Annotated in this window: 15 protein-coding genes and 2 pseudogenes; 7 read left to right on the top strand and 10 right to left on the bottom strand. The window is 69.4% G+C overall.

The features are described 5' to 3' along the window. Window positions 1-27 precede the first annotated feature (27 nt). The 5 genes and pseudogenes from EVJ50_RS10210 to tig all read right to left on the bottom strand — a co-directional run bounded on the left by EVJ50_RS10210 (window position 28) and on the right by tig (window position 6,185). Window positions 28-1,860: a DNA polymerase III subunit gamma/tau gene (locus tag EVJ50_RS10210; protein WP_150883850.1), complete on the bottom strand. Its 1,833-nt coding sequence runs from the start codon at window positions 1,858-1,860 to the stop codon at window positions 28-30. After that, entirely contained in the window at window positions 1,857-2,531 is a 675-nt protein-coding gene (locus EVJ50_RS10205) for a lecithin retinol acyltransferase family protein (RefSeq protein ID WP_150883849.1), read from the bottom strand. The genes EVJ50_RS10210 and EVJ50_RS10205 overlap by 4 nt, the downstream gene beginning before the upstream one ends. A gap of 13 nt (window positions 2,532-2,544) precedes the next feature. Continuing rightward, window positions 2,545-3,923: pseudogene (gene clpX, locus EVJ50_RS10200) on the bottom strand (ATP-dependent protease ATP-binding subunit ClpX). Between the two features lie 89 nt (window positions 3,924-4,012). Next, complete coding sequence (clpP, locus tag EVJ50_RS10195) at window positions 4,013-4,684, bottom strand: ATP-dependent Clp endopeptidase proteolytic subunit ClpP (protein ID WP_150883848.1); 672 nt, start codon at window positions 4,682-4,684, stop codon at window positions 4,013-4,015. A gap of 67 nt (window positions 4,685-4,751) precedes the next feature. Beyond that, window positions 4,752-6,185 carry a trigger factor gene (gene tig / locus EVJ50_RS10190; RefSeq protein WP_150883847.1) on the bottom strand — a complete coding sequence of 478 codons (1,434 nt, stop codon included), beginning with the start codon at window positions 6,183-6,185 and terminating at the stop codon, window positions 4,752-4,754. A 245-nt stretch (window positions 6,186-6,430) separates the two neighbouring features. Here tig and EVJ50_RS10185 point away from each other — a divergent pair, with 245 nt between their 5' ends. The 3 genes from EVJ50_RS10185 to EVJ50_RS10175 all read left to right on the top strand — a co-directional run bounded on the left by EVJ50_RS10185 (window position 6,431) and on the right by EVJ50_RS10175 (window position 10,425). After that, window positions 6,431-7,423 (top strand): aspartate-semialdehyde dehydrogenase, encoded by a 993-nt coding sequence (locus EVJ50_RS10185; protein WP_370455485.1) that lies wholly within the window; start codon window positions 6,431-6,433, stop codon window positions 7,421-7,423. After that, window positions 7,420-8,325, top strand: a complete 906-nt coding sequence (gene dapA / locus EVJ50_RS10180; protein WP_150883845.1) for a 4-hydroxy-tetrahydrodipicolinate synthase — start codon at window positions 7,420-7,422, stop codon at window positions 8,323-8,325. The genes EVJ50_RS10185 and dapA overlap by 4 nt, the downstream gene beginning before the upstream one ends. A gap of 99 nt (window positions 8,326-8,424) precedes the next feature. Further along, complete coding sequence (locus tag EVJ50_RS10175) at window positions 8,425-10,425, top strand: ribonuclease J (RefSeq protein ID WP_150883844.1); 2,001 nt, start codon at window positions 8,425-8,427, stop codon at window positions 10,423-10,425. Window positions 10,426-10,447: 22 nt separating this feature from the next. Here EVJ50_RS10175 and EVJ50_RS10170 read toward each other — a convergent pair whose 3' ends face one another. Both EVJ50_RS10170 and tilS read right to left on the bottom strand, forming a co-directional pair. Next, the gene (locus EVJ50_RS10170; protein ID WP_150883843.1) at window positions 10,448-11,500 is read right to left on the bottom strand and encodes a hypothetical protein; all 1,053 of its coding nucleotides are present in this window, start codon (window positions 11,498-11,500) and stop codon (window positions 10,448-10,450) included. A gap of 6 nt (window positions 11,501-11,506) precedes the next feature. Beyond that, window positions 11,507-12,622, bottom strand: coding sequence for a tRNA lysidine(34) synthetase TilS (gene tilS / locus EVJ50_RS10165; RefSeq protein WP_150883842.1), 1,116 nt, complete (start codon window positions 12,620-12,622; stop codon window positions 11,507-11,509). A 57-nt stretch (window positions 12,623-12,679) separates the two neighbouring features. Between tilS and EVJ50_RS10160 the strand changes: the two genes are divergently transcribed. The 3 genes from EVJ50_RS10160 to uvrB all read left to right on the top strand — a co-directional run bounded on the left by EVJ50_RS10160 (window position 12,680) and on the right by uvrB (window position 15,975). Beyond that, a complete protein-coding gene (locus EVJ50_RS10160) occupies window positions 12,680-13,468 on the top strand; it encodes a DUF561 domain-containing protein (RefSeq protein WP_150883841.1) in 789 nt (262 codons plus the stop codon). Window positions 13,469-13,531: 63 nt separating this feature from the next. Continuing rightward, window positions 13,532-13,939 (top strand): phage holin family protein, encoded by a 408-nt coding sequence (locus EVJ50_RS10155; RefSeq protein ID WP_150883840.1) that lies wholly within the window; start codon window positions 13,532-13,534, stop codon window positions 13,937-13,939. 2 nt (window positions 13,940-13,941) lie between these two features. Beyond that, window positions 13,942-15,975 (top strand): excinuclease ABC subunit UvrB, encoded by a 2,034-nt coding sequence (gene uvrB / locus EVJ50_RS10150; protein WP_150883839.1) that lies wholly within the window; start codon window positions 13,942-13,944, stop codon window positions 15,973-15,975. Window positions 15,976-16,020: 45 nt separating this feature from the next. On the opposite strand, the gene EVJ50_RS10145 is transcribed toward uvrB, so the two are convergent. Genes EVJ50_RS10145 through holA form a run of 3 tightly spaced genes read right to left on the bottom strand, consistent with a single transcriptional unit; the run spans window position 16,021 to window position 20,140 of the window. Beyond that, on the bottom strand, window positions 16,021-17,343 hold the full coding sequence (locus EVJ50_RS10145) for a sugar transferase (protein ID WP_150883838.1): 1,323 nt from the start codon (window positions 17,341-17,343) through the stop codon (window positions 16,021-16,023). Next, a complete protein-coding gene (locus tag EVJ50_RS10140) occupies window positions 17,340-19,142 on the bottom strand; it encodes an aspartate kinase (RefSeq protein ID WP_150883837.1) in 1,803 nt (600 codons plus the stop codon). The genes EVJ50_RS10145 and EVJ50_RS10140 overlap by 4 nt, the downstream gene beginning before the upstream one ends. Window positions 19,143-19,171: 29 nt before the next feature. Further along, window positions 19,172-20,140: a DNA polymerase III subunit delta gene (holA, locus tag EVJ50_RS10135; protein WP_150883836.1), complete on the bottom strand. Its 969-nt coding sequence runs from the start codon at window positions 20,138-20,140 to the stop codon at window positions 19,172-19,174. Here holA and EVJ50_RS10130 point away from each other — a divergent pair. After that, window positions 20,139-20,735: pseudogene (locus tag EVJ50_RS10130) on the top strand (precorrin-8X methylmutase); the annotation flags it as partial. The gene holA and the pseudogene EVJ50_RS10130 overlap by 2 nt on opposite strands. Window positions 20,736-20,778: the final 43 nt, after the last annotated feature.

Genomic DNA, 20,778 nt, shown 5'->3' with positions numbered 1-20,778 from the left:
CTGCCCTGATTCGGTTGGGGCGGCTGCTCAGGAGGCTCCGGTGGTCCGCCCGCCGTCGCTCCGGCCGGCCTCCGGCGGGTCTGCCCCGTCAGGGCCGCTCTGATCGGCGAGTTGCACCACTTCCCCGTTGAAGAAGTCCGCCAGTCGCCGGGCCCCTTCGCCGTCCGGAGAGCCCATCGGCGGCTGGGGTGGAGTGGGCCGACGGGGCTGGGCTGCGCCGGCGCCGCCGGCAGCAGGTCGGCTCGAGGGCGTGGGCTGGCCGGCAGGAGCGGTCGGGGGCGCTGCGGCAACCGGTTGCGGCGCCGGCGCCGACACCGGAGCTGGGGGGGGTGGCATCGGCTCCGGGCTGCTCCGGGGAAGGGGCCCCGCCGTGAGTTCCCCGGAGGCTTCCAGTTGAACCTCGAGGCTGCTTCCCACGGCCCGGTTCACCGCCTGGCGCAGCAGGGTCAGGCGCTGCTGCACCGTTTCCAGCCACTTGCCGCTCACCTGGATCACAGCCCGGTTGCGCTCAAGCCGGATCAGCCGGGCCTGCTGGGAGAGCAGCATCCGGGTCGAGGGCAGCTCCAGGCTGGCGAGGATCCGCTGCCACAGCTCCTGGAGATCCGTGCCCGCCTGAGGGTCTGACGCCGGTCTGGCTGATGGCCTGGGCGGGGTCCGGGCTGGAGCGTCAGCCTCCGGCTCGCTCACGGCGGGACCCTCCGGCGTCTGCGACGGCGAGCGGCGAGCGGCCGGCGCCACCGCCGCGGCCGGCGGGGCGGCCACCGTGGACGGAGCCATCAGGCCGAGCAGCATCACCTCCAGCCAGAGGCGTGGCTGCGTGCTGTGGCGCAGCTGCTGCTCGCTGCCCTGAAGGCGGTGGTGCCATTGCAGAAGCCGGCTCCGTTCGACCCGGCCGGCGAGCCGCTGCAGAGGCTCCTGGCTGCCCGGGCTCAGATCCAGCAGGTCGGCCCGTTGCGGCGCCACGGCGGCGAGCATCAGATCCCGCAGGATGCCGGCGATCCCCTGCACCAGGGCTCCGGGGTCCCGGCCCCGTTCCAGCAGGCGTCGACAGGACTCCAGCAGAGCGAGTGCATCCTCGTCCGCCAGGGCCTCAACCAGCTCCATCAGTTCCAGCTCCGGCACCGCCCCGAGCAGCTCCCACACCGCTTCCGCGGCCACGGGTGCCGGCAGCAGGCTCAGCTGATCGAGGAGGCTCTCCGCATCCCGCAGTCCTCCCTGGGCGCGGCGGGCCACCACGTCGAGGGCTTCAGGGGTGATCTCGATCTGCTCCCGGCCGGCGATCATGCTCAGGTGGGCCCGCAGCGCCTCCAGGGGAATCCGCCGGAAGTCGAAGCGCTGGCAGCGGGACAGGATCGTGGGCAGGACCCGCTGGGGATCGGTGGTGGCCAGCACGAACACCACCCGTGGCGGGGGCTCCTCCAGGGTCTTCAGCAGCGCATTGAAGGCCGCGGTGGAGAGCATGTGGCATTCATCCACCACATAGACCTTCCAGCGGGCCTGCACCGGAGCGAAGCGCGAGCGTTCGATCAGCTCGCGGATGTTGTCCACACCGGTGTTGCTGGCGGCATCGATCTCGATCACATCGAGCGCTGTGCCTGCGGCGATCGAGCGGCAGAGGTCGCAGGTGCCGCAGGGGTCGGGGTCCGGGCCGCTGCGGCTCAGGCAGTTGAGTGAGCGGGCCAGGATGCGGGCGCTGGAGGTCTTGCCGGTGCCTCTCGGGCCGCTGAACAGATAGGCCGGCGCGATGCGGTTCCGCTCCAGGGCGTGGCTGAGGGCCGCGGCGATGGCCTCCTGCCCCACCAGGTCGGCGAAGCGCTGCGGCCGGTAGCGGTGATGCAGCGGCTGGTAGGTCTGGGTCATGGCCCTTCGCCCGGCTCCTGCCCGGCACCGAGCAGCCGGTCCAGGCGTTCCTCGAGATCCTCCACCGCCGCCAGCTCGTCGGCCAGGCGCTGGCCGGCCAGCCTCAGGGCGTCAGCACGGCCGGAGTGTCCGCCCCCGGCCGATCCGACCCATGCCTCGGCCTGCTCCAGGGTGGTTTCCAGGCGATCGAGAAGACGCTGCCGCAGGGTCTCCAGCTGGTTGAGCGCCTGCCGGGCCCGCTGCCGGGCCTCATCCGAGCGCAGCCCCTGGCGCAGCAGAAGCCGTACGGCGGCAAGGAGCGCTGCAGGCATCAGCTGACCCACCGCCAGCGCACCCATGACCCCTGTGTTCAGCCAGTCCTCCACCTGGCGGCTGCGGTGGCGGCCGGTCTTGCACCAGGTCGCGAAGTGCTCGCAGTTGTTGAACAGGAGGTTGTAGCGCTGTTCCCCGATGCGCCCCATGGCCCGCCGCAGGGTCACCCCCGCAGGGTCGCAGCGGTCGTGATCCACCACCTGGGTGGGGCCGCCGTCGCTGGCGAAGTCACTCAGGGGGCTGCGGAGAATCTCCCGGCCCTCGAGGTAATGGGCGACGGTGCCATCGCCGAGATCGATGCCGTGGTGCAGGAACAGTCCGTGGCGACGGGGGACGGTGATGTGGTCGGCTGCCGCCATGCAGTGCCTGGGATCAGGCGGTTTCCTTGCGGGTGTGGTCGAGACCGGCTGCGCCGGGGTACTCAAGAACCTGGGCGCGGTGGGTGCGCTGCTCGACCAGCTCCCGGGTGACCACGAAACTGCTGGCCTCATTCGAGGAGGGCAGGTCGTACATCAGATCGAGCATCAGTTCCTCCACGATCCCCCGCAGGGCCCGGGCGCCCGTCTTGCGTCGGTGTGCCTCGAGGGCGATGGCTTCGATGGCGGCCGGTTCGAAGCTCAGCTGCACGTTGTCCATGCTGAGAAGGGTCCGGAACTGCTTGACCAGGGCATCGCGGGGCTCGGTGAGAATCGATTCCAGAGCCCGGCAGTCCAGGGGATCGAGCACCGCCGTGACCGGCATGCGGCCGATGAATTCGGGAATCAGGCCGTAGCGGACCAGGTCGTCCGGTTCGAGTTGCCTCAGAACCGTGGCCGCGTGCTGCTCGCGCATCGACCGCGCCGCCCGGCCGCCGCGGCCGTCCGTCGGCAGGAAGCCGATGGCATTGCGACCCATGCGGCGCTGCACCACATCATCGAGGCCCATGAAGGCGCCACCACAGATGAAGAGGATCTGGCTGGTGTCGATCTGGATGCAGTCCTGGTAGGGATGCTTGCGACCACCCTGGGGGGCACGTTGGCCACGGTCCCCTCCAGCATCTTCAGCAGGGCCTGTTGCACGCCCTCGCCGGACACATCGCGGGTGATGGACGGGTTCTCGCTCTTGCGGGCGATCTTGTCGATCTCATCGATGTAGATGATTCCCCTCTGGGCCTGATCCACATCCAGGTCCGCCTTCTGCAGCAGCCGCAGCAGGATGTTCTCCACGTCCTCGCCCACATAGCCGGCTTCGGTGAGGGTCGTGGCGTCGGCCACGGCGAACGGCACCTCTAGCATCTCGGCCAGGGTCTGAGCCAGGAGCGTCTTGCCGCTTCCCGTCGGGCCGATCAGAAGGATGTTCGACTTGTGCAGGCGCGGGGCATGGCGCCCCGAATCGGCCGAATCCGGATCGCTGTGCTCGGCCTGCCAGGCCAGCCGTTTGTAGTGGTTGTAGACCGCGACCGAAAGGACCTTCTTGGCTTCGTCCTGGCCCACCACCTGCTGATCCAGGAAGCTCTTGATCGCCTGGGGCTTGGGAATGGAGGCGAGTGTGGGGGCGGGTTTGCCGGATTTGCGGGGTGCGGGCTTGCGACTGGCCTCGGCGCTGGCGCGGGTTGCGGTGGCGCTGTCGACGAGCTCCTCATCGAGGATCTCGTTGCAGAGATCGATGCACTCATCGCAGATGTAGACCCCGGGGCCCGCGATCAGCTTGCGCACCTGCTCCTGCGACTTGCCGCAGAAGGAGCATTTCAGGTGGGCGTCGAACTTGGCCATGAGGCTGAGCGTCCTCTCGGGGGTCGGAGGGAGGGACCCGGATCATCAGGATCGGTGAGGATCGTCCGGTCGTCAGCCTCCCTTAACGATCAAACCGGAGTTGTGTCCGTCAGGACCCGGTCAATCAGTCCGTATTCAACCGCGTCTGCGGGAGAAAGGAAGTAGTCGCGGTCGGTGTCGGCCGCGATTCGCTCCATGGGCTGACCGGTGTGTTCGCAGAGCAGTCCGTTCAGGGTCTCCTTGAGGAAGAGGATCTCCTTGGCCTGGATCTCGATGTCCACGGCCTGTCCCTGGGCGCCGCCGAGGGGCTGGTGGATCATGATCCGCGCGCTGGGCAGAGCCAGGCGCTTGCCCTTGCAGCCTCCCGAAAGCAGGAAGGCGCCCATGCTCGCCGCCAGGCCGTAGCAGATGGTCACCACGTCCGGGGCGATCTGCTGCATCGTGTCGTAGATGGCCAGGCCGGCCGTCACGGAACCCCCCGGGGAGTTCACGTAGAGCTGGATGTCCTTCTCCGGGTCCTCCGCCTCGAGGAACAGCAGCTGGGCCACGAGGGCATCGGCCACCTGGTCGTCGATGCCGGTGCCCAGAAAGATGATCCGCTCGCGCAGCAGGCGCGAGTAGATGTCGAAGGCGCGCTCGCCGCGGCCGGACTGCTCGACAACGGTCGGCAGCACCCCTGGCGCCGCGGAGGGCATCCCGCTGACGGGGGCCTCACCCATCCAGCAACTGGCGATGGGGTGAACTCGGCTGGCGTCGATCACGCGTGGGAAAGGGGTCTGACGTTGCATCGCATGCTATGGGCCGCTCCGGGGCGGTCGGGTGTGGCCTTCACCCCTCGGCGTCCGCCGGTTTCGTTGCCTTCCGTTTGGCAGGTGATGGTGTTGTGGCGGCGGCCGGGGCCTCGGTGTCGCTCGCGCCGGCTTCAGGCGCGGTGTCCGGTTCCGGCTCCCGGACCGTGCTGTTGCTTTCCAACCAGTCCATCACGGCTGTGCGGAGCAGGTCCTCCTGCACCGCGTCGCGCAGGCGCTGCTCATCGATCTCGCCGCTGCTCTGGCGGCTCTGCTGCAGCTCCAGCCGAACCTCCTTGATGCGCGATTCCAGCTCCGCCTCCGCAATCGCGAGATCCTCGGATTCGGCGAGAGCCTTGATGGCCAGGGCCCGTCGCAGCCGCTTCTCCGCCTCGGGGCGGGAGCTCTCCATCAGGCTGCGCACCAGATCCCTGGAGAAGAGCTTGTTCACATCCATGCCCTGCTGGGCCATCTGGGTGGCTGTCTGCTCGATCAGGGCCCGGATCTCCTGCTGAACCAGGGTTTCCGGCAGCTCCACCTCCAGCTCGGACACCAGGGCCTCCAGCAGGGCCTCGTGGCGGTTGGAGCGACTCTGTCGCTCCGCTTCCTCCCGCAGACGGGTCTCGAGCTCCTCACGCAGCTCCGCCATCGACTCCTTGTCGGCGGCGGAGCGGGCGAAGCTGTCATCCAGTTCCGGCAGCTCGCGACTCTTCAGCTCCTTGAGGGTCAGCTCGAAGCGGGCCTCCCGGCCACGTGAGTCCTCCTGGGGATAGTCGTCCGGGAAGCGGCACTGAATGGTCGCGGCGTCACCGGGGCTGAGGCCGATGATCCCCTCCACGAAACCGGGGATCATGCGTCCCTCTTCCAGCTCCACCTCCATGGCGTCCGATCGGCCGCCCTGGATGGGCTCCTCGGTGTCGGTGTAGGTGCCCTCGAAGGCGACCAGCGCCACATCCCCGGCGGCGGCGGCCCGGTCCTCGACGGGCACAAGCGTCGCCAGCTCACGCCGGGACCGCTCGATCAGTTCATCCACCTTGGCGGGGTCGTAGGCCACGCTCTCCGCCACCGCCGTGAGATTGCGGCTGCTGCGCAGCTTCGGCTGCGGACTGACGTCCAGCTCCAGCACCAGTGTCAGATCCGTGCCGGGCTCGAACCGCTCCAGCAGGGCCTCGAAGCCCTCACGCAGCTCGGGCTGTCCGAGAGCCTCGATCGATTCCTGGGCCATGGCATCCCGCCAGATGCTGTCGACCAGGCCTTCCAGGGCACTGGCCCGGATCCGCTGAATCCCGATCTGCTGCACCAGCACGGCCCGGGGAACCCGCCCACGCCGGAACCCCGGCAGGGTGACGCTTTTGCTGAGGCTCTGCAGCGCCTGCTCATAACTCGCGCTGGAGCGTGCGCCGGGAACCTCCACCGCCACCTCGAGCCGGCTGCCCGGACGGGGCTGGGTGGACACCTTCAGGGCAGCGCTCATCGGCGGGGCGAGATGGACAATCCACAACCTTAGGCGTCGTCTCCCTGAGCACCTCCGGCTCTCCCCATCCCTTCCCGGCGGGCCGGGCCGGGAGTCAAGGGTTAACCTCAGCCGGAAGGACCGCCGTCGCAGAGCTTTTCAGACAGGCGCGTTGGAGCGATCGCCGCCCTCCCGATTTGGTTTCTCTCGCCGGCCACAGTTCAGACACCGCCGACTCCCTCCCGAGTCGCCCACTGACCGTCGCGGTGCTCGGGGCCACCGGAGCGGTGGGTCGGGAGCTGCTCGAACTTCTGGAGGAGCGCCGGTTCCCGATCGCCGAGCTCCGGGCCCTGGCCAGTGCGCGATCAGCCGGCACCACCCTGCCCTGGCAGGGTTCCAGCCTCACCGTGCAGGAGTGCTGCAGCGAGGCCTTTGACGGCGTCGATCTCGTGCTCGCCTCAGCCGGCGGCTCCACCTCCAGAACCTGGGCGCCCGCCGCCGTGGCCGCCGGCGCGGTGGTCATCGACAACTCCAGCGCCTTCCGCATGGACCCAGAGGTGCCGCTGGTGGTGCCCGAGGTCAACCCCGATGCCGTCTGGTCCCACAGCGGGGTGATCGCCAACCCCAACTGCACCACGATCCTGCTCACCCTGGCTCTGGCGCCGCTGCAGGCCCGCTGCCCGATCGAGCGTGTGGTGGTGAGCACCTATCAGTCCGCCAGCGGGGCCGGAGCCCAGGCGATGGAGGAACTGCGCCAGCTCAGCCGCACCGTTCTTGATGGTGGAACGCCGCGCAGTTCGGTTCTGCCCCATTCGCTGGCTTTCAACCTCTTCCTCCACAACTCCCCCATCGATGCGAGCGGCTACTGCGAGGAGGAGCGGAAGATGATCCGCGAAACCCGCAAGATCATGGGTCTTCCCGATCTGCGTCTGACGGCGACGTGTGTGCGTGTTCCCGTGCTGCGCGCCCATTCCGAGATGGTGAACATCAGTTTCCGTGAGCCCTTCCCCGTGCAGGAGGCCAGGGATCTCCTCGCGGCGGCTCCCGGTGTGGACCTCATCGAGGACTTCGAGGCCAATCGTTTTCCCATGCCCACGGACGTCACCGGGCGGGACCCGATCGCTGTGGGCCGCATCCGCCAGGACTGCAGCGATCCGACATCCCTGGAGCTCTGGCTCTGCGGTGATCAGATCCGCAAGGGCGCTGCCCTCAACGCGGTGCAGATCGCGGAACTGCTCCTCGGCGCCCCCTCTCCATGACGGCCGTCCCGACCCGTCAACCACCCTTCGGCCGCCTGGTCACGGCCATGGTCACCCCGTTCACCGGCGACGGCAGCGTCGACTGCGATCTGGCCGGCCGGCTGGCGGTTCACCTCGTCGACCACGGCTCCGACGCCATCGTGGTCTGTGGCACCACCGGTGAGTCCCCGACCCTCAGCTGGGACGAGCAGCATCGCCTCCTGTCCGCCGTGAAGCAGGCAGTCGGGCCGCGGGCCGCCGTTCTGGCCGGCACCGGCAGCAACTGCACGGCCGAGGCCGTGGAGGCGACACGCGAGGCGGCGGAGCTCGGTGCCGACGGGGCGCTCGTTGTGGTTCCGTATTACAACAAGCCGCCGCAGGAGGGTCTGCTGGCGCACTTCCGGGCGATCGCCGAGGCCGCCCCATCGCTGCCACTGATGATCTACAACATCCCTGGCCGCACCGGCTGCCAGCTGGATGTCGATACGATGGCGGAACTGAGGTCCTGCCCGTCCATCATCAGCTACAAGGCCGCCACTGGACGCGTCGCTGAAGTCAGCGAACTCCGGGCCCGCTGCGGGACCGATCTGGCCATCTACTCCGGTGACGACAGTCTCACCCTGCCCGCCATGGCGGCCGGGGCCGCCGGCGTCGTGAGCGTGGCCAGCCACGTCGCCGGCTCCGAGATCCGCTCCATGATCGAGGCCCATCTCGCCGGGGAGCCAGATCGCGCCGAATCGATCCACCGCCAGCTCTGGCCCCTCTTCCGTACCCTCTTCGCCACCACCAACCCGATTCCGGTCAAGGCCGCGCTGGAACTGGATGGATGGCCTGTCGGTGCGCCCCGTCTTCCCCTCCTCCCTGCCGATGCAGCCATGAGAACCACCCTGTCCACCGTTCTTGCTGCCCTGCGTCAGACCTGACGCCATGGCTCCGGAGCACGGCTGAGGCGATGTCCGCTTCGCTGCCGCTGCACTCCGCCCCCCTGATTTCGCTTCACGACACCCCAACGCCTGCGTGGCATGACCCAATCCAGATCAACCCCTTCCCGCAACGGTTCATCGAGCCAGACGCCGCTTCGCGTGATTCCTCTCGGCGGCCTGCACGAGATCGGCAAGAACACCTGCGTCTTCGAATACGGCGACGAGCTGATGCTGGTTGATGCCGGCTTGGCCTTCCCGAGCGACGGCATGCATGGCGTCAATGTTGTGTTGCCGGACACCAGCTTCCTGCGTGAGAACCAGAAGCGGATCAAAGGCATGATCGTGACCCATGGTCACGAAGACCATATCGGTGGCATTTCCCACCACCTGAAGCACTTCAACATCCCCGTCATCCACGGGCCACGCCTGGCCATGTCGATGCTCCAGGGCAAGATGGAGGAGGCGGGTGTGACCGACCGCACCACGATCAAGACGGTTCGGCCGAGAGATGTGGTGCAGGTGGGTCGCCACTTCAAGGTGGAGTTCATCCGCAACACCCACTCCATCGCCGACAGCTTCTCTCTGGCGATCACCACACCAGTGGGTGTGGTGGTCTTCACCGGTGATTTCAAATTCGATCACACCCCCGTCGATGGCGAGTACTTCGACGTCCAGCGCATGGCGCACTACGGCGAGCAGGGAGTGCTCTGTCTGTTCAGCGATTCCACCAATGCTGAGCTGCCGGGCTTCACGCCACCCGAACGGGCGGTCTTCCCCAATCTCGATCGCCACATCGGTTCGGCCGATGGCCGCGTCATCATCACCACCTTCGCCAGTTCGACGCACCGCGTCGCGATGGTGCTCGAGCTGGCGATGAAGCATGGCCGCAAGGTGGGTCTGCTCGGGCGCTCCATGCTCAACGTGATCGCCAAGGCAAGGGAACTCGGCTACATGCGCTGCCCGGACGATCTGTTTGTGCCGATCAAGCAGATCCGCGATCTGCCCGACCGTGAAACGCTGCTGCTCATGACCGGCAGCCAGGGCGAGCCCCTCGCCGCCCTGAGTCGCATTTCCCGCGGTGAGCACCCCCAGGTGCAGGTGAAGACGTCGGACACGATCATCTTCTCGGCCAGTCCGATTCCGGGCAACACCATCTCCGTGGTGAACACCATCGATCGGCTGATGATGCTCGGAGCCCGGGTGGTCTACGGCAAGGGCGAGGGGATTCACGTGTCAGGCCATGGTTCCCAGGAGGACGAAAAGCTCATGCTCGCCCTCACCCGTCCCAAGTTCTTCGTGCCGGTTCACGGGGAACACCGCATGCTCGTGGCCCACTCCCGCACGGCCCAGTCCATGGGCGTGCCGGCGGACCACACCCTGATCATCGACAACGGCGATGTGGTCGAGCTGACGCCCGACAGCCTGCGCAAGGGAGATCCGGTCAAGGCCGGCATCGAGCTGCTCGATGCCTCCCGCAACGGCATCGTCGATGCCCGGGTGCTCAAGGAGCGCCAGCAGCTGGCCGACGACGGTGTCGTCACCCTTCTGGCGGCCATCAGCACTGATGGGGTGATGGTGGCCCCCCCCAGGGTCAACCTCCGTGGTGTGGTCACCACGGCGGATCCCCGCAAGCTGTCCCTCTGGTCCGAACGCGAGGTGGGCTGGGTGCTGGAGAACCGCTGGAAACAGCTGGCCCGCAACACGGGCGACGCGGCACCTGAAGTCGACTGGATCGGCCTCCAGCGCGAGGTGGAAGTGGGCCTGCAGCGCCGGTTGCGCCGCGAACTGCAGGTGGAGCCGCTGATCCTCTGCCTCGTGCAGCCGGCACCGGCCGGAACGCCGGCCTACAAGGGCAGGGCCGATGCCGAACCCGATGATCGGCCGGCTCCCCGGTCCCGCGGTGGGCGTCGTGACGGCGGCTCCCGATCCGTTCCCCACAAGCGTCCCCGCAGTGCGGCTCCGGCTCCAGCTCCGGCGGCTGTCGCCGCTGCTGTGCCGGCAACAACGGCTCCCGCGGCGGCGGCGGCCGCCGCCGAACAGGCTGCCAGCGAGATGCCCGCGGGCCGCACCCGCCGGCGCCGCTCCGCGGCGGTTCGCTGAGGCTCCCTGCCGGGTGCTGCGCTCAGCGCAGCACCACCCGCAGCAGGCCGGCGGCGAAGTCCGGATCCGTCTCGGGATCCAGCAGAGCCTCGTCGACCGGTTCGCCCTCCCCGCTGACAGCCTCCACCTCAAGGTGCTCGGGCCACGAGGAGTCCGGCTTGGGCTCCTCCGAATCGCTGACGGGCTCGCCCTCCAGCTCCACGGTCACCGTGGGGTCATCGGTGCCGGGAGCCAGGGGCTCTGCCTGGATCGCCTCGGCGTCTGCGTCGGGTTCCGGGGCCGCCTCCGCCCCGCCGAGGTCTGGTTCAGCGGCCGCCGGGGCCCTCTCCGGCGCGTCATCCCGCCCCCGGATCTCCGCTGCCGTCGCCTCTTCAGCAGCGGTGTCCTCGAGAATCTGAACAGCGACCGGTGCGATCGGGTGCTCTTCCTCGCGTGCCGCGGGCTCGACCTCGTTCACCGGCCCCTGAGAGGGTGCCAGCGCGAGGTTGCTGGTCGCGGCTGGATCGACGGTCGTCAGCCAGTCCGGCGCGTCGCTGAGGCCGGCGCTCGCCCCAGCCGGACGCTCCGCCATCTGCTCCAGCCAGGGCATGGCCGGCTCACTGCCGGCGGTGCGGGTCTGCTGCTCCGGAATGGCACTGGGTGAGACGGCGGCGGTCGTCGTGGGTGTTGCTGAGGTCTGGGAGGCGGCCGTCGCGGCAGGCTCAGCCTCAGCGACCGGTTCGGAGTCGGGCAGGTCCGCCGCCGCTGCCGCGGGGGGTTCCGCGGCCATCGCCTCACAGGCCTGCAGACCCTGATTGGCCAGCTCCTGCAGCGTGGTGTCCTGCGAAACGGCCAGCACCTGCCCGTAGGCCTGCCGTGCCGCGTTGATCTCCTGGAATCCGTAGAGCTGGATGTGGCCCAGCAGCAGTGAGAGGTGGGCCTGCCAGAGCAGCGCCGCCATGCGGGACTCCTCAGCCTCCGGCAGTGGGTCCAGCTCACCCAGCAGCTCCAGGGTGATGTCCCGGGCCACCTGGAAGTGGCCCTCGGCATAGGCCCGCTCCACCTCCGCGTAGCGCTGCTCGAAGGGCCGTTCCATTCCTGTTCAGTCGCCGGGGCTGAGGGTGGGGGCCTGGTGATCCCTGCTGTCCGCCGTCAGGTCCCGGGAGGATCCGCCGCCGTCCTGCCGGTGCAGATGCACGTGGCAGCGGGTCCAGCTGAGTTCCCAGGGACCAGGCAGGCACAGCTTGCCTGCCGCGCCATCCCGGAGCAAGCGGTGCACCAGGTCCTCCATCACCTCGCGCCCGGGCGCCGAACCCGTCTCGGATCGGAGCCAGTGATGCAGCAGCAGGGCAGCGGTGTCCGCCGACAGCCTGCTCAGGCCCTCCCGCTCCAGGGCCACGGCTTCGCCTCCGACCCCGGCCGCCCCAGCCAGCTGGCGCAGGGCGAGCGGGATCAGTTCCTCCTGCGGCTGCTGCAGTCGGGCCATCGCCTCCGAGAGTCCACTGATGCGCCGGCCGGCCCCGGGGTGGAGCGCTTCGAGCACCGGCATCACCAGATGGCGCACCCGGTTGCGGCTCGGGTTCAGATCGGCGTTGCCGGGGTCCGGCCACACCGGCAGGGCCCGCTCCCGGCACAGCTGTGCGGTCTGCCGCCGGTCCAGGCCGAGCAGGGGCCGGGCCAGCCAGCAGCCGCCACCCCTACCGAGGGGCCGCCATCGGCGCGGGGCGCAGAGCCCCCTGAGGTGACACCCCCGTGCCATCGCCAGCAGCAGGCTTTCGGCCCGGTCGCTGGCGGTGTGCGCGGTGATGACCCGCCGGCATCCGCGGGCGTGGGCATGCTGCTCCAGAACGGCATAGCGCCAGTCCCGGGCACCGGCTTCCCCACGGGCCGCACCCTCGGGGGCCCGGTCGACCAGGAGCTCCAGCCCGCGGCGCTCCGCCCAGCGCGACAGCTGCGCGGCGATCACGGCTGAGTCGCGGTGCCAGCCGTGATCGCCGTGCCAGAGGATCAGCCGCCAGCCGCGGGCGGCCTGGAGGTCCTGCAGCAGCTGAGTCAGGGCCATGGAGTCCTGCCCACCGGACACAGCCAGCAGCAGGGACTCCTGCTCCGGCAGCAGCAGGGGGTCCCGCTGCAGCTGCTGCCGCAGATGCCTGAGCGCGCCAGCGGTGGCTGACGCCGCTCTGCTCGGCCGGAGTCGCTCCCTGCTGGGGCCGTCCATCAGGCCGCCGCGGCGATCGGAGGGTGGGAGAATCCTGCCAGCACCGCGACCGTGTCCATGGCCGTTTCCGACTCCCGCCTCGATCGCCTTCCCGCTGCCCTCCGCGCCAGCCTGCGCCGGGGCCGCCTGCTGAAGGTGATCTCCGGACTGGCCAACTTCGATGCCGATCGGGTGGCGCGGGTGTCAGTGGCGGCAGGGCGGGGCGGCGCCGACTGTCTTGATGTGGCCTGTGATCCCTCCCTGGTGCGTCTGGCCCGGGAGGCCTCCGGCGGTCTGCCCGTCTGCGTGAGCGCTGTGGAGCCTGAGCGCTTTCCCGACGCCGTCGCAGCCGGTGCGGCCATGGTCGAGATCGGCAACTACGACGCCTTCTATCCCGAGGGCCGGGTCTTCGATGCCGAGGAGGTGATGGCCCTCACCCTGGCGACCCGCCGTCTGCTGCCCGATGTCGTCCTGAGCGTCACCGTTCCCCACACCCTGCCCATGGACGGGCAGGAGCAGCTGGCGGTGGCCCTGGCGGAGGCCGGTGCCGACATGATCCAGACCGAGGGTGGCACCAGTGCACGCCCTGTCAGTCCGGGCGTTCTCGGGCTGATCGAGAAAGCGGCCCCGACCCTGGCGGCCACCCATGCCATCCGCACCGCCCTGGTTCAGGCCGGCCTGGACACGCCCGTTCTCTGCGCCTCCGGCCTCACCGCCGTGACCGCGCCGATGGCCCTGGCGGCCGGCGCCAGCGGTGTGGGTGTGGGATCGGTGATCAACCGCCTCGAGGACGAGCTGGCCATGGTCGCTGCCGTGCGCTCCCTGCGCGATGCGATCGCGTCCCCGCGGCCGGTGCCTGTGGTCTGATCCCCGGCCCACGCTCTCTACAGTGCGCGCTGATCACGGATCGGCCGCTTCGGCCGCGCTGGCATGGGTGGACTGATCTGGCTGCTGCAGTGGCCCGTCCGGGCGGTTGTGCTGTTGCTGGTGGCCTACCTGCCGCTGGGCGTGGAGGTGTCGGGCTTCGGCACCGCCCTGCTCGCGGCCATCGCGATCGGTCTGCTCGGCAGCCTGCTGGTCGTCCCCCTGAAGCTGCTCCTGGCCCTGCCCTGGGCGATCAGCTCTCTCGGTGGCCTGATCGCACCGATCACGTTCCTCTTCAACTGGCTGATCACGATCATTCTGTTCAGCGTCGCCGCCTGGCTGATTGAAGGCTTCCGCCTTAGGAACGGGCTGTTCAGCGCGGCGCTCGGGGCGGTGGTCTACAGCCTGGTCAGCACTCTGATTCTCCGGGCGCTCGGTCTGCATGTGGACTTCACCCGTGCGGCACTGAACTGACCATGCCCGCCTATCAGCTGCAGGCGCCCTACAGCCCCAGCGGCGATCAGCCGAAGGCGATCGAAGCGCTGGTGCAGGGGCTCGATGGCGGCGAGCGATACCAGACCCTGCTCGGTGCCACCGGGACGGGAAAGACCTTCACGATCGCCAATGTGATCGAGAAGACCGGCCGACCGGCACTGGTGCTGGCCCACAACAAGACGTTGGCGGCGCAGCTGTGCAACGAGTTGCGTGAGTTCTTCCCCGCCAACGCGGTGGAGTACTTCATCTCCTATTACGACTACTATCAGCCTGAGGCCTACGTGCCTGTCAGTGATACCTACATCGCCAAGACAGCATCGATCAACGAAGAGATCGATATGCTGCGTCACTCTGCCACTCGATCCCTGTTCGAGCGCCGTGATGTGATCGTGGTCGCTTCGATCAGCTGCATTTACGGCCTGGGAATACCATCGGAATATCTCAAGGCTGCCGTGCCTTTTGCTGTTGGAGAAACGCTCAATCTCCGCGGTGCCCTGAGGGAGCTCGTCAACAACCAATACAGCCGCAACGACGTGGAGATCGCTCGCGGCCGCTTTCGTGTTCGCGGCGATGTGCTCGAGATCGGCCCGGCCTATGAGGATCGTCTCGTGCGCATCGAGCTGTTCGGCGATGAGGTTGAGGCCATCCGCTACGTCGATCCCACCACCGGCGAGATTCTCCAGAGCCTGGATGCGGTGAGCATCTATCCCGCCAAGCACTTCGTCACTCCCAAGCAGAGGCTGGATGCCGCGGTGACGGCGATCCGCGAAGAGCTGCGCGACCGCCTCGACTGGCTCAACGGTCAGGGCAAGCTGCTGGAGGCCCAGCGGCTCGAGCAGCGCACCGCTTACGACCTGGAGATGCTGCAGCAGGTGGGCTACTGCAACGGTGTGGAGAACTATGCGCGCCACCTCGCCGGCCGGGCCGCCGGTTCGCCGCCGGAGTGCCTGATCGATTACTTCCCCGAGGACTGGTTGCTGGTGGTGGATGAGAGTCACGTCACCTGCCCCCAGCTGCAGGCCATGTACAACGGCGACCGGGCCCGCAAACAGGTGCTCATCGATCACGGCTTCCGCCTGCCCAGCGCCGCCGACAACCGGCCCCTCAAGGGCGAGGAGTTCTGGCAGAAGGCCCGCCAGACCCTCTTCGTCAGCGCCACCCCCGGTGACTGGGAGCTGGGGGTGAGCGACGGCCGTGTGGTGGAGCAGGTGATCCGGCCGACTGGGGTGCTCGATCCGGTGGTCGAGGTGCGTCCCACCGATGGCCAGGTCGATGATCTTCTCTCCGAGGTGCGCCTCAGGGCGGAACGACAGCAGCGCGTGCTGGTGACCACCCTCACCAAGCGCATGGCTGAGGACCTGACGGACTACCTGGCGGAGCACGGTGTGCGGGTCCGCTACCTGCACTCGGAGATTCACTCGATCGAGCGCATCGAGATCATTCAGGACCTGCGCAACGGTGCCTATGACGTGCTGGTCGGCGTGAACCTGCTGCGTGAGGGACTGGACCTGCCGGAGGTTTCGCTCGTGGCCATTCTCGACGCCGACAAGGAGGGCTTCCTCCGGGCGGAACGGTCCCTGATCCAGACCATCGGCCGGGCGGCCCGTCATGTGGAAGGTGTGGCGCTGCTCTACGCCGACACTCTCACCGACAGCATGGCGAAGGCGATCGACGAGACCGAACGGCGGCGGGCGATCCAGCAGGCCTACAACGAAGCCCATGGGGTGGTGCCCCAGGCGGCCGGCAAGCGCTCCAGCAACGCGATCCTGTCCTTTCTCGAGCTCTCCCGTCGCCTGCAGCAGGATGCCGGCTCGGGGGATCTGGCCCGTGCGGCGGGTCGCACCGCCGAGGCACTCGCCCATGATCCCGACGCGGGCCTGACCCTGGAGGCCCTGCCCCAGCTGATCGAACAGCTGGAGGAGAAGATGAAGAAAGCGGCCGGCAATCTCGAGTTCGAGGAGGCCGCCAACCTGCGCGACCGCATCAAGCAGCTGCGCCAGCGGCTGGTTCACTGACCCGGTTCGGGAGCGCCGAGCGACGCGCTTCTGCCGAAGCGGATCTCAGCGACCGGCTCCCTTGAGCACCGTCTTGATCGTCTTCAGCAGGATCAGCCCGTCGAGCCAGAGGCTGGCGTTGCGCAGGTAATAGAGATCGAAGCCCAGCTTGCGCTCCGCATCCCCCACGCTCGAGCCGTAGGGCAGGTGCACCTGGGCCCAGCCGCTGAGGCCGGGTCGGATCCAGTGCCGCAGGCGGTAGTTGGGAATCCGCTGCTCCAGTTCCACTTCGAGTTCGGGGCGTTCCGGTCTCGGGCCGATCAGGCTCATGTCGCCCCGGATCACATTGATCAGCTGCGGCAGTTCATCAAGCCGGGTCCGGCGCAGCCAGGCCCCGATCGGGGTGATGCGGTCGTCGCTGGGCTGGGACCAGCGGGCCTCCCCCGATTCCGCGTCGGATCGCATGCTGCGCAGCTTGAACAGGGTGAACGGATGGCCCAGCAGGCCGGACCGCTCCTGCTGGTACAGCACCGACCCCCCGTCCTGCAGGCGGATCAGCAGCGCTGCCAGCAGCAGCAGCGGCGAGGCGACCACCAGCAGGAGAGCGGCCAGGCTCAGATCGGCGGCACGCTTGAGCTGACGGTCGAAGCCGCCGGGACCGCCGTCGATCCTCTGGGAGAACAGCAGCCACTGGCCCGTGACCCAGCGGGGTGGCAGACAGCTGAGTTCCTGCTCGGCCAGCAGGGCCAGGGAGGTGAAGGGGCTGCCCCGGGAGGCCAGCTGCTCACCCAGCCGCTGACCCCGGTCCGACTGGAGCACGGCCGGGCTCATGGCCACGCCGACCCCGGGCTCGATTCGCTCGAGAATCTGTTCCTCCGCCTGCGCCACAAGGATGGGAGGAGGGGACTCTCCGCCCACGGCCAGCCACTCCCGCCGGATGGCCTCCACCTCATCGGCACGGGCCACGATCCGCCAGTGGCGGCCACTCACGGGCGGGTCGCAGCGGCGCAGCCCCAGCCGCACCAGCCCGCTCCAGAGCGCCATCAGGCCGAACAGGGGAATCAGGCTGCCGCGATGCAGCAGGGTGAGGTCCGGGTCGGCGCGGATCGACCATCCGATCAGCGCTCCTGCCGCGATGCCGGCCAGGCTGGCGGCCGCCAGGCGGAGCAGCACCGGCCCCGGCCGCGGCCGGGTGAGCCGCAGCAGGGTGTAGGAGCCGAAGAGCCAGCTGAACAGCCAGTAGGTCAGCAGTAACACCAGCAGCAGCCCGAGCTGCCGCTCGAGGAAGCCCCGGCGCAGCTGGTCCACCACCACCGCCAGCAGCACCAGTCCGAGCCCGTCCAGGCCGGCTGCCAGCAGGAGCCGCCGGCGGTGGTGCGGACTTCTCAACCGCCCTCCACCCGGTGCTGAACCGTGCCCCCCAGCCCGAAGGCCGCGTGAGCCGCCCGCAGGGCTTCCACTCCATCGGCTTCGGCCACCACGCAGCTGGTGCGGATCTCGCTGGTGGCGATCATCTCGATGTTGATCGAGCGGTCGGCGAGGGCCCGGAACAGCCGGCCCGCCGTTCCTGCGGTGGCCGGCATGCCGGCCCCCACCGCGCTGACGCGGGCGATGGCCGGTCCCGCCTCCAGGCGGGCACCGGGCCACTGGGCCAGCACCGGCTCCAGCGCCCTGGCGGCCCGGCGATGGTCGTCCCGGCGCAGGGTGAAGCTCATGTCCCGGCAGCGCTCGGCGCCCTCGCCGTGGCTGCGCTCCGACTGGACGATGGCATCGAGACTGATGCCCTCCTCGGCCAGGGCCCGGCAGACGGCCGCCGCCGTGCCGGGCCGGTCGGGCACCTGGCGCACGGCCATCTGGGCCTGGTCCCGGTCCAGGGCGACGCCACGCACCTCCGGCTCCCCGGCGCCTCCCGGCATCGGGTCGATGAGCAGCTGCTGCACCGACAGTTCGAAGGCCTCGGCCGCCGCCTGCAGAGCCCGGCGGCCCTGATCTCCGGCCACCAGGCAGCTCACCTTGACCTCGCTGGTGGCGATCATCCGCAGGTTGATCCCCTCCCGCGCGAGCGTGTCGAACAGGCGAGCCGCCACACCGGGGCGGCCCATGATCCCCGCACCGGAGATGCTGATCTTGGCCATGCCGGCCTCGGCCGTCACGCTGCAGGACTGGGCGCAGAGCTGATCGAGCAGATCCCGGCAGACCCGGCGGGCCTCGTCCAGCTCCTCGGCCGCCAGGGTGAAGGCGATGTCGTTGGTGGCCTGCTCGTGGGTGGCCTGCACGATCAGGTCCACGTTGAGGCCCGCAGCGGAGAGGGCCTCGAACAGCTGGGCCGCCACTCCCGGCCGGTCCGGCATCTGGGCCAGGGCCAGCACACCCTGCTGCTGCACCAGCTCCGCGCCATCCACCGGTTTCCCAAGTTCAAGGCCGTCCCGTCCCACTGCGCGGGGATGGTCGCTCGTGAGCAGGGTTCCGGGCTCGTCGCTCCAGCTGGAGCGCACCAGCAGTGGGATGCCGTAGTTGCGGGCGATCTCGACGGCGCGCGGATGCAGCACGGAGGCGCCCAGGCTGGCCAGTTCCAGCATCTCGTTGCAGGACACCCGGTCCATCAGCTGAGCCTCGGGCACCTTGCGCGGATCAGTGGTGAGCACCCCGGGCACGTCGGTGTGGATCTCGCAGGCATCCGCCTGCAGAGCCGCCGCCAGGGCCACCGCCGAGGTGTCGGACCCGCCACGGCCCAGCGTGGTGATCTCGGCGGTGCCGCCGGCTCCGCTGCTGGTGCCCTGGAACCCGGCCACCACGACCACGTTCCCTTCATCGAGACGCTGGCGCAGCCGATCCGTGCGCACTTCGAGGATGCGCGCGCGGCCATGGGCCGATTCGGTCACGATCCCCACCTGAGCTCCCGTCATGGAGAGGGCCGGAACCCCCTTCGCCTGCAGGGCCATGGCCAGCAGAGCGATCGAGACCTGCTCGCCGGTGGCCAGCAGCATGTCCATCTCCCGGGTGGGCGGGTCGGTGCAGACCGCCCGCGCCAGGGCCGTCAGCTCGTCGGTGGTGTGCCCCATCGCCGAGACCACCACCACCAGATCGTGACCCTCCTCCCGGCGCCGGCTGATGCGGTCGGCGACGCACTGGAGCCGCTCGACGCTGCCCACCGAGGTGCCACCGAATTTCAGGACATACAGCGCCATGGTGCGGGGCGGGTTCCGGCAAGCGCCGATTATCCGCTCTCAGCCATGAGCAGGCCGCTCCGGAAGGCGTCTGGGCCGCTCTGGCCGCGTTTGAGCAGCACCTCGATCTCCAGCACCTGCGTGAGCAGCCGCTGCAGCCGTTCCGGACTCTGGCCCTGCAGCTGCCGGCGCAGCACGTAGATCCGTTTGGGATTGCGGATTCCAGCGGCCTGAGCGATCACCGCCACGTCCCGCTCTCCTTCTCCCTCCAGCAGCGCCACCCAGAGCCAGCCGCGGATCTGCCCGGTGAGGGTCGCCACGATCCGCAGGGGCGGTTCCCCGAGGGCCAGCAGGGCATCCAGCTGCCGCAATGCCGTTCCGGTCTCGCCCCGCAGCAGCGATTCCCCCACCTCCAGGCTGGTGCTGCGCCGGTCCGGGCAGAGGGCGGTGACCGCCTCGACCTCGACCCGTCCGCCGTCGGCCAGCAGCGCCAGCTTCTCCAGCTCCATCGCCAGGCGGCCGGAGTCGTTGCCGACGGCGGCCACCAGGGCCGCTGCGGCTGCGTCGCTGAGCTCGAGGTGGCGGGCCGAGGCTCCCTCGCGCACCATCCGCAACTGGCCGCTGTCATCCCAGGGGGCCGGCCGGTTGAAGCTGCGTTCCGCGGCGACAGCCCGCAGGGCCTTGGTGCTGCGCAGCCGGGCATCGGGTTTCGCGGGGGAGCAGAGCACCAGGTGGCTGTTCTCCGGGATCAGGGGCAGGCTGGCCTCCAGCCTCTGGCCGAGCTCCTGCGGCGCACTCTGGGTGAAGGGACTGCGTTGCAGCAGCACCAGCCTGCAGCCACCGCCGAGGGGTGGGGTTCGGGCGGCCTCGAGGGCCGCCTCCGCCTGGCCGGCCTGTCCACCGTCGAGGCGGGTGAGGTTCATGCTGCTCCAGGCTGGATCCACCAGCTCGGCGATCAGCTCCTCGGCGGCTCGATGCAGAGCGGCGTCGTCGTCACCCCAGAGGAGATGAACGGGCATGGCGTCCGACCTGGACCATCCGATCCTGACCGAGAGCCTGCGGCGGATTCGCCTGAGGCTGGGGCCCACCGGTCTGGAGGGCCTGCCCCAGCAGGTGCTGGAGCGGGTGGTGCACAGCGGTGGCGATCCGGGCCTGGCCGCCGCCCTGCGCTTCAGCGAGGGGGCCTGCGAGTCCGGCGTGGCGCACCTGCGCCGCGGCGGCGTGATCCTCACCGACACCGCCATGGCCCGGGAGGCCGTGGCGCCGATGGCACGCCGCACCTTCTCCAATCCCGTGCACTCGATCCTGCGCTGGGCCCCTGACGTGGCCCCCGCCGGAGGCACGCGAGCGGCGGCGGGTCTGGAGCGGGCCATGGCGGAGCACCCCGCCGCCCTCGTGCTGATCGGCAGCGCCCCCACCGCGCTCGAACGGCTGCTGCTGCTGGCGGCTGAGGGGCGCTGCCGCCCGGCGCTGGTGATCGGCATGCCGGTGGGATTCGTCGGGGTGGTGGCGAGCAAGCGGCATCTGGCCGCCAGCGGGCTGAGGCAGATCCGGCTGGAGGGCACCCGGGGCGGGGCCGGCCTGGCGGCGGCCGCGGTCAATGCTCTGCTGCGGGGGCCCTGTTGTCCGAGCATGGACGTCCTCAGGCTCCATCGCC

This window comes from Synechococcus sp. RSCCF101, assembly GCF_008807075.1.
In the GTDB taxonomy this organism is placed as follows: domain Bacteria; phylum Cyanobacteriota; class Cyanobacteriia; order PCC-6307; family Cyanobiaceae; genus RSCCF101.
Note: the sequence above shows the minus strand (reverse complement) of the source record. Positions and strands in the feature narration are given on the sequence as shown.

What these genes read in the sequence shown, in the direction of transcription:
- EVJ50_RS10210 (WP_150883850.1), bottom strand. Translation starts at nt 1,860, where the DNA reads ATGACCCAGACCTACCAGCCGCTGCATCACCGCTACCGGCCGCAGCGC.
- EVJ50_RS10205 (WP_150883849.1), bottom strand. Translation starts at nt 2,531, where the DNA reads ATGGCGGCAGCCGACCACATCACCGTCCCCCGTCGCCACGGACTGTTC.
- tig (WP_150883847.1), bottom strand. Translation starts at nt 6,185, where the DNA reads ATGAGCGCTGCCCTGAAGGTGTCCACCCAGCCCCGTCCGGGCAGCCGG.
- dapA (WP_150883845.1), top strand. Translation starts at nt 7,420, where the DNA reads ATGACGGCCGTCCCGACCCGTCAACCACCCTTCGGCCGCCTGGTCACG.
- EVJ50_RS10175 (WP_150883844.1), top strand. Translation starts at nt 8,425, where the DNA reads ATGACCCAATCCAGATCAACCCCTTCCCGCAACGGTTCATCGAGCCAG.
- EVJ50_RS10170 (WP_150883843.1), bottom strand. Translation starts at nt 11,500, where the DNA reads ATGGAACGGCCCTTCGAGCAGCGCTACGCGGAGGTGGAGCGGGCCTAT.
- tilS (WP_150883842.1), bottom strand. Translation starts at nt 12,622, where the DNA reads ATGGACGGCCCCAGCAGGGAGCGACTCCGGCCGAGCAGAGCGGCGTCA.
- EVJ50_RS10160 (WP_150883841.1), top strand. Translation starts at nt 12,680, where the DNA reads ATGGCCGTTTCCGACTCCCGCCTCGATCGCCTTCCCGCTGCCCTCCGC.
- EVJ50_RS10155 (WP_150883840.1), top strand. Translation starts at nt 13,532, where the DNA reads ATGGGTGGACTGATCTGGCTGCTGCAGTGGCCCGTCCGGGCGGTTGTG.
- uvrB (WP_150883839.1), top strand. Translation starts at nt 13,942, where the DNA reads ATGCCCGCCTATCAGCTGCAGGCGCCCTACAGCCCCAGCGGCGATCAG.
- EVJ50_RS10140 (WP_150883837.1), bottom strand. Translation starts at nt 19,142, where the DNA reads ATGGCGCTGTATGTCCTGAAATTCGGTGGCACCTCGGTGGGCAGCGTC.
- holA (WP_150883836.1), bottom strand. Translation starts at nt 20,140, where the DNA reads ATGCCCGTTCATCTCCTCTGGGGTGACGACGACGCCGCTCTGCATCGA.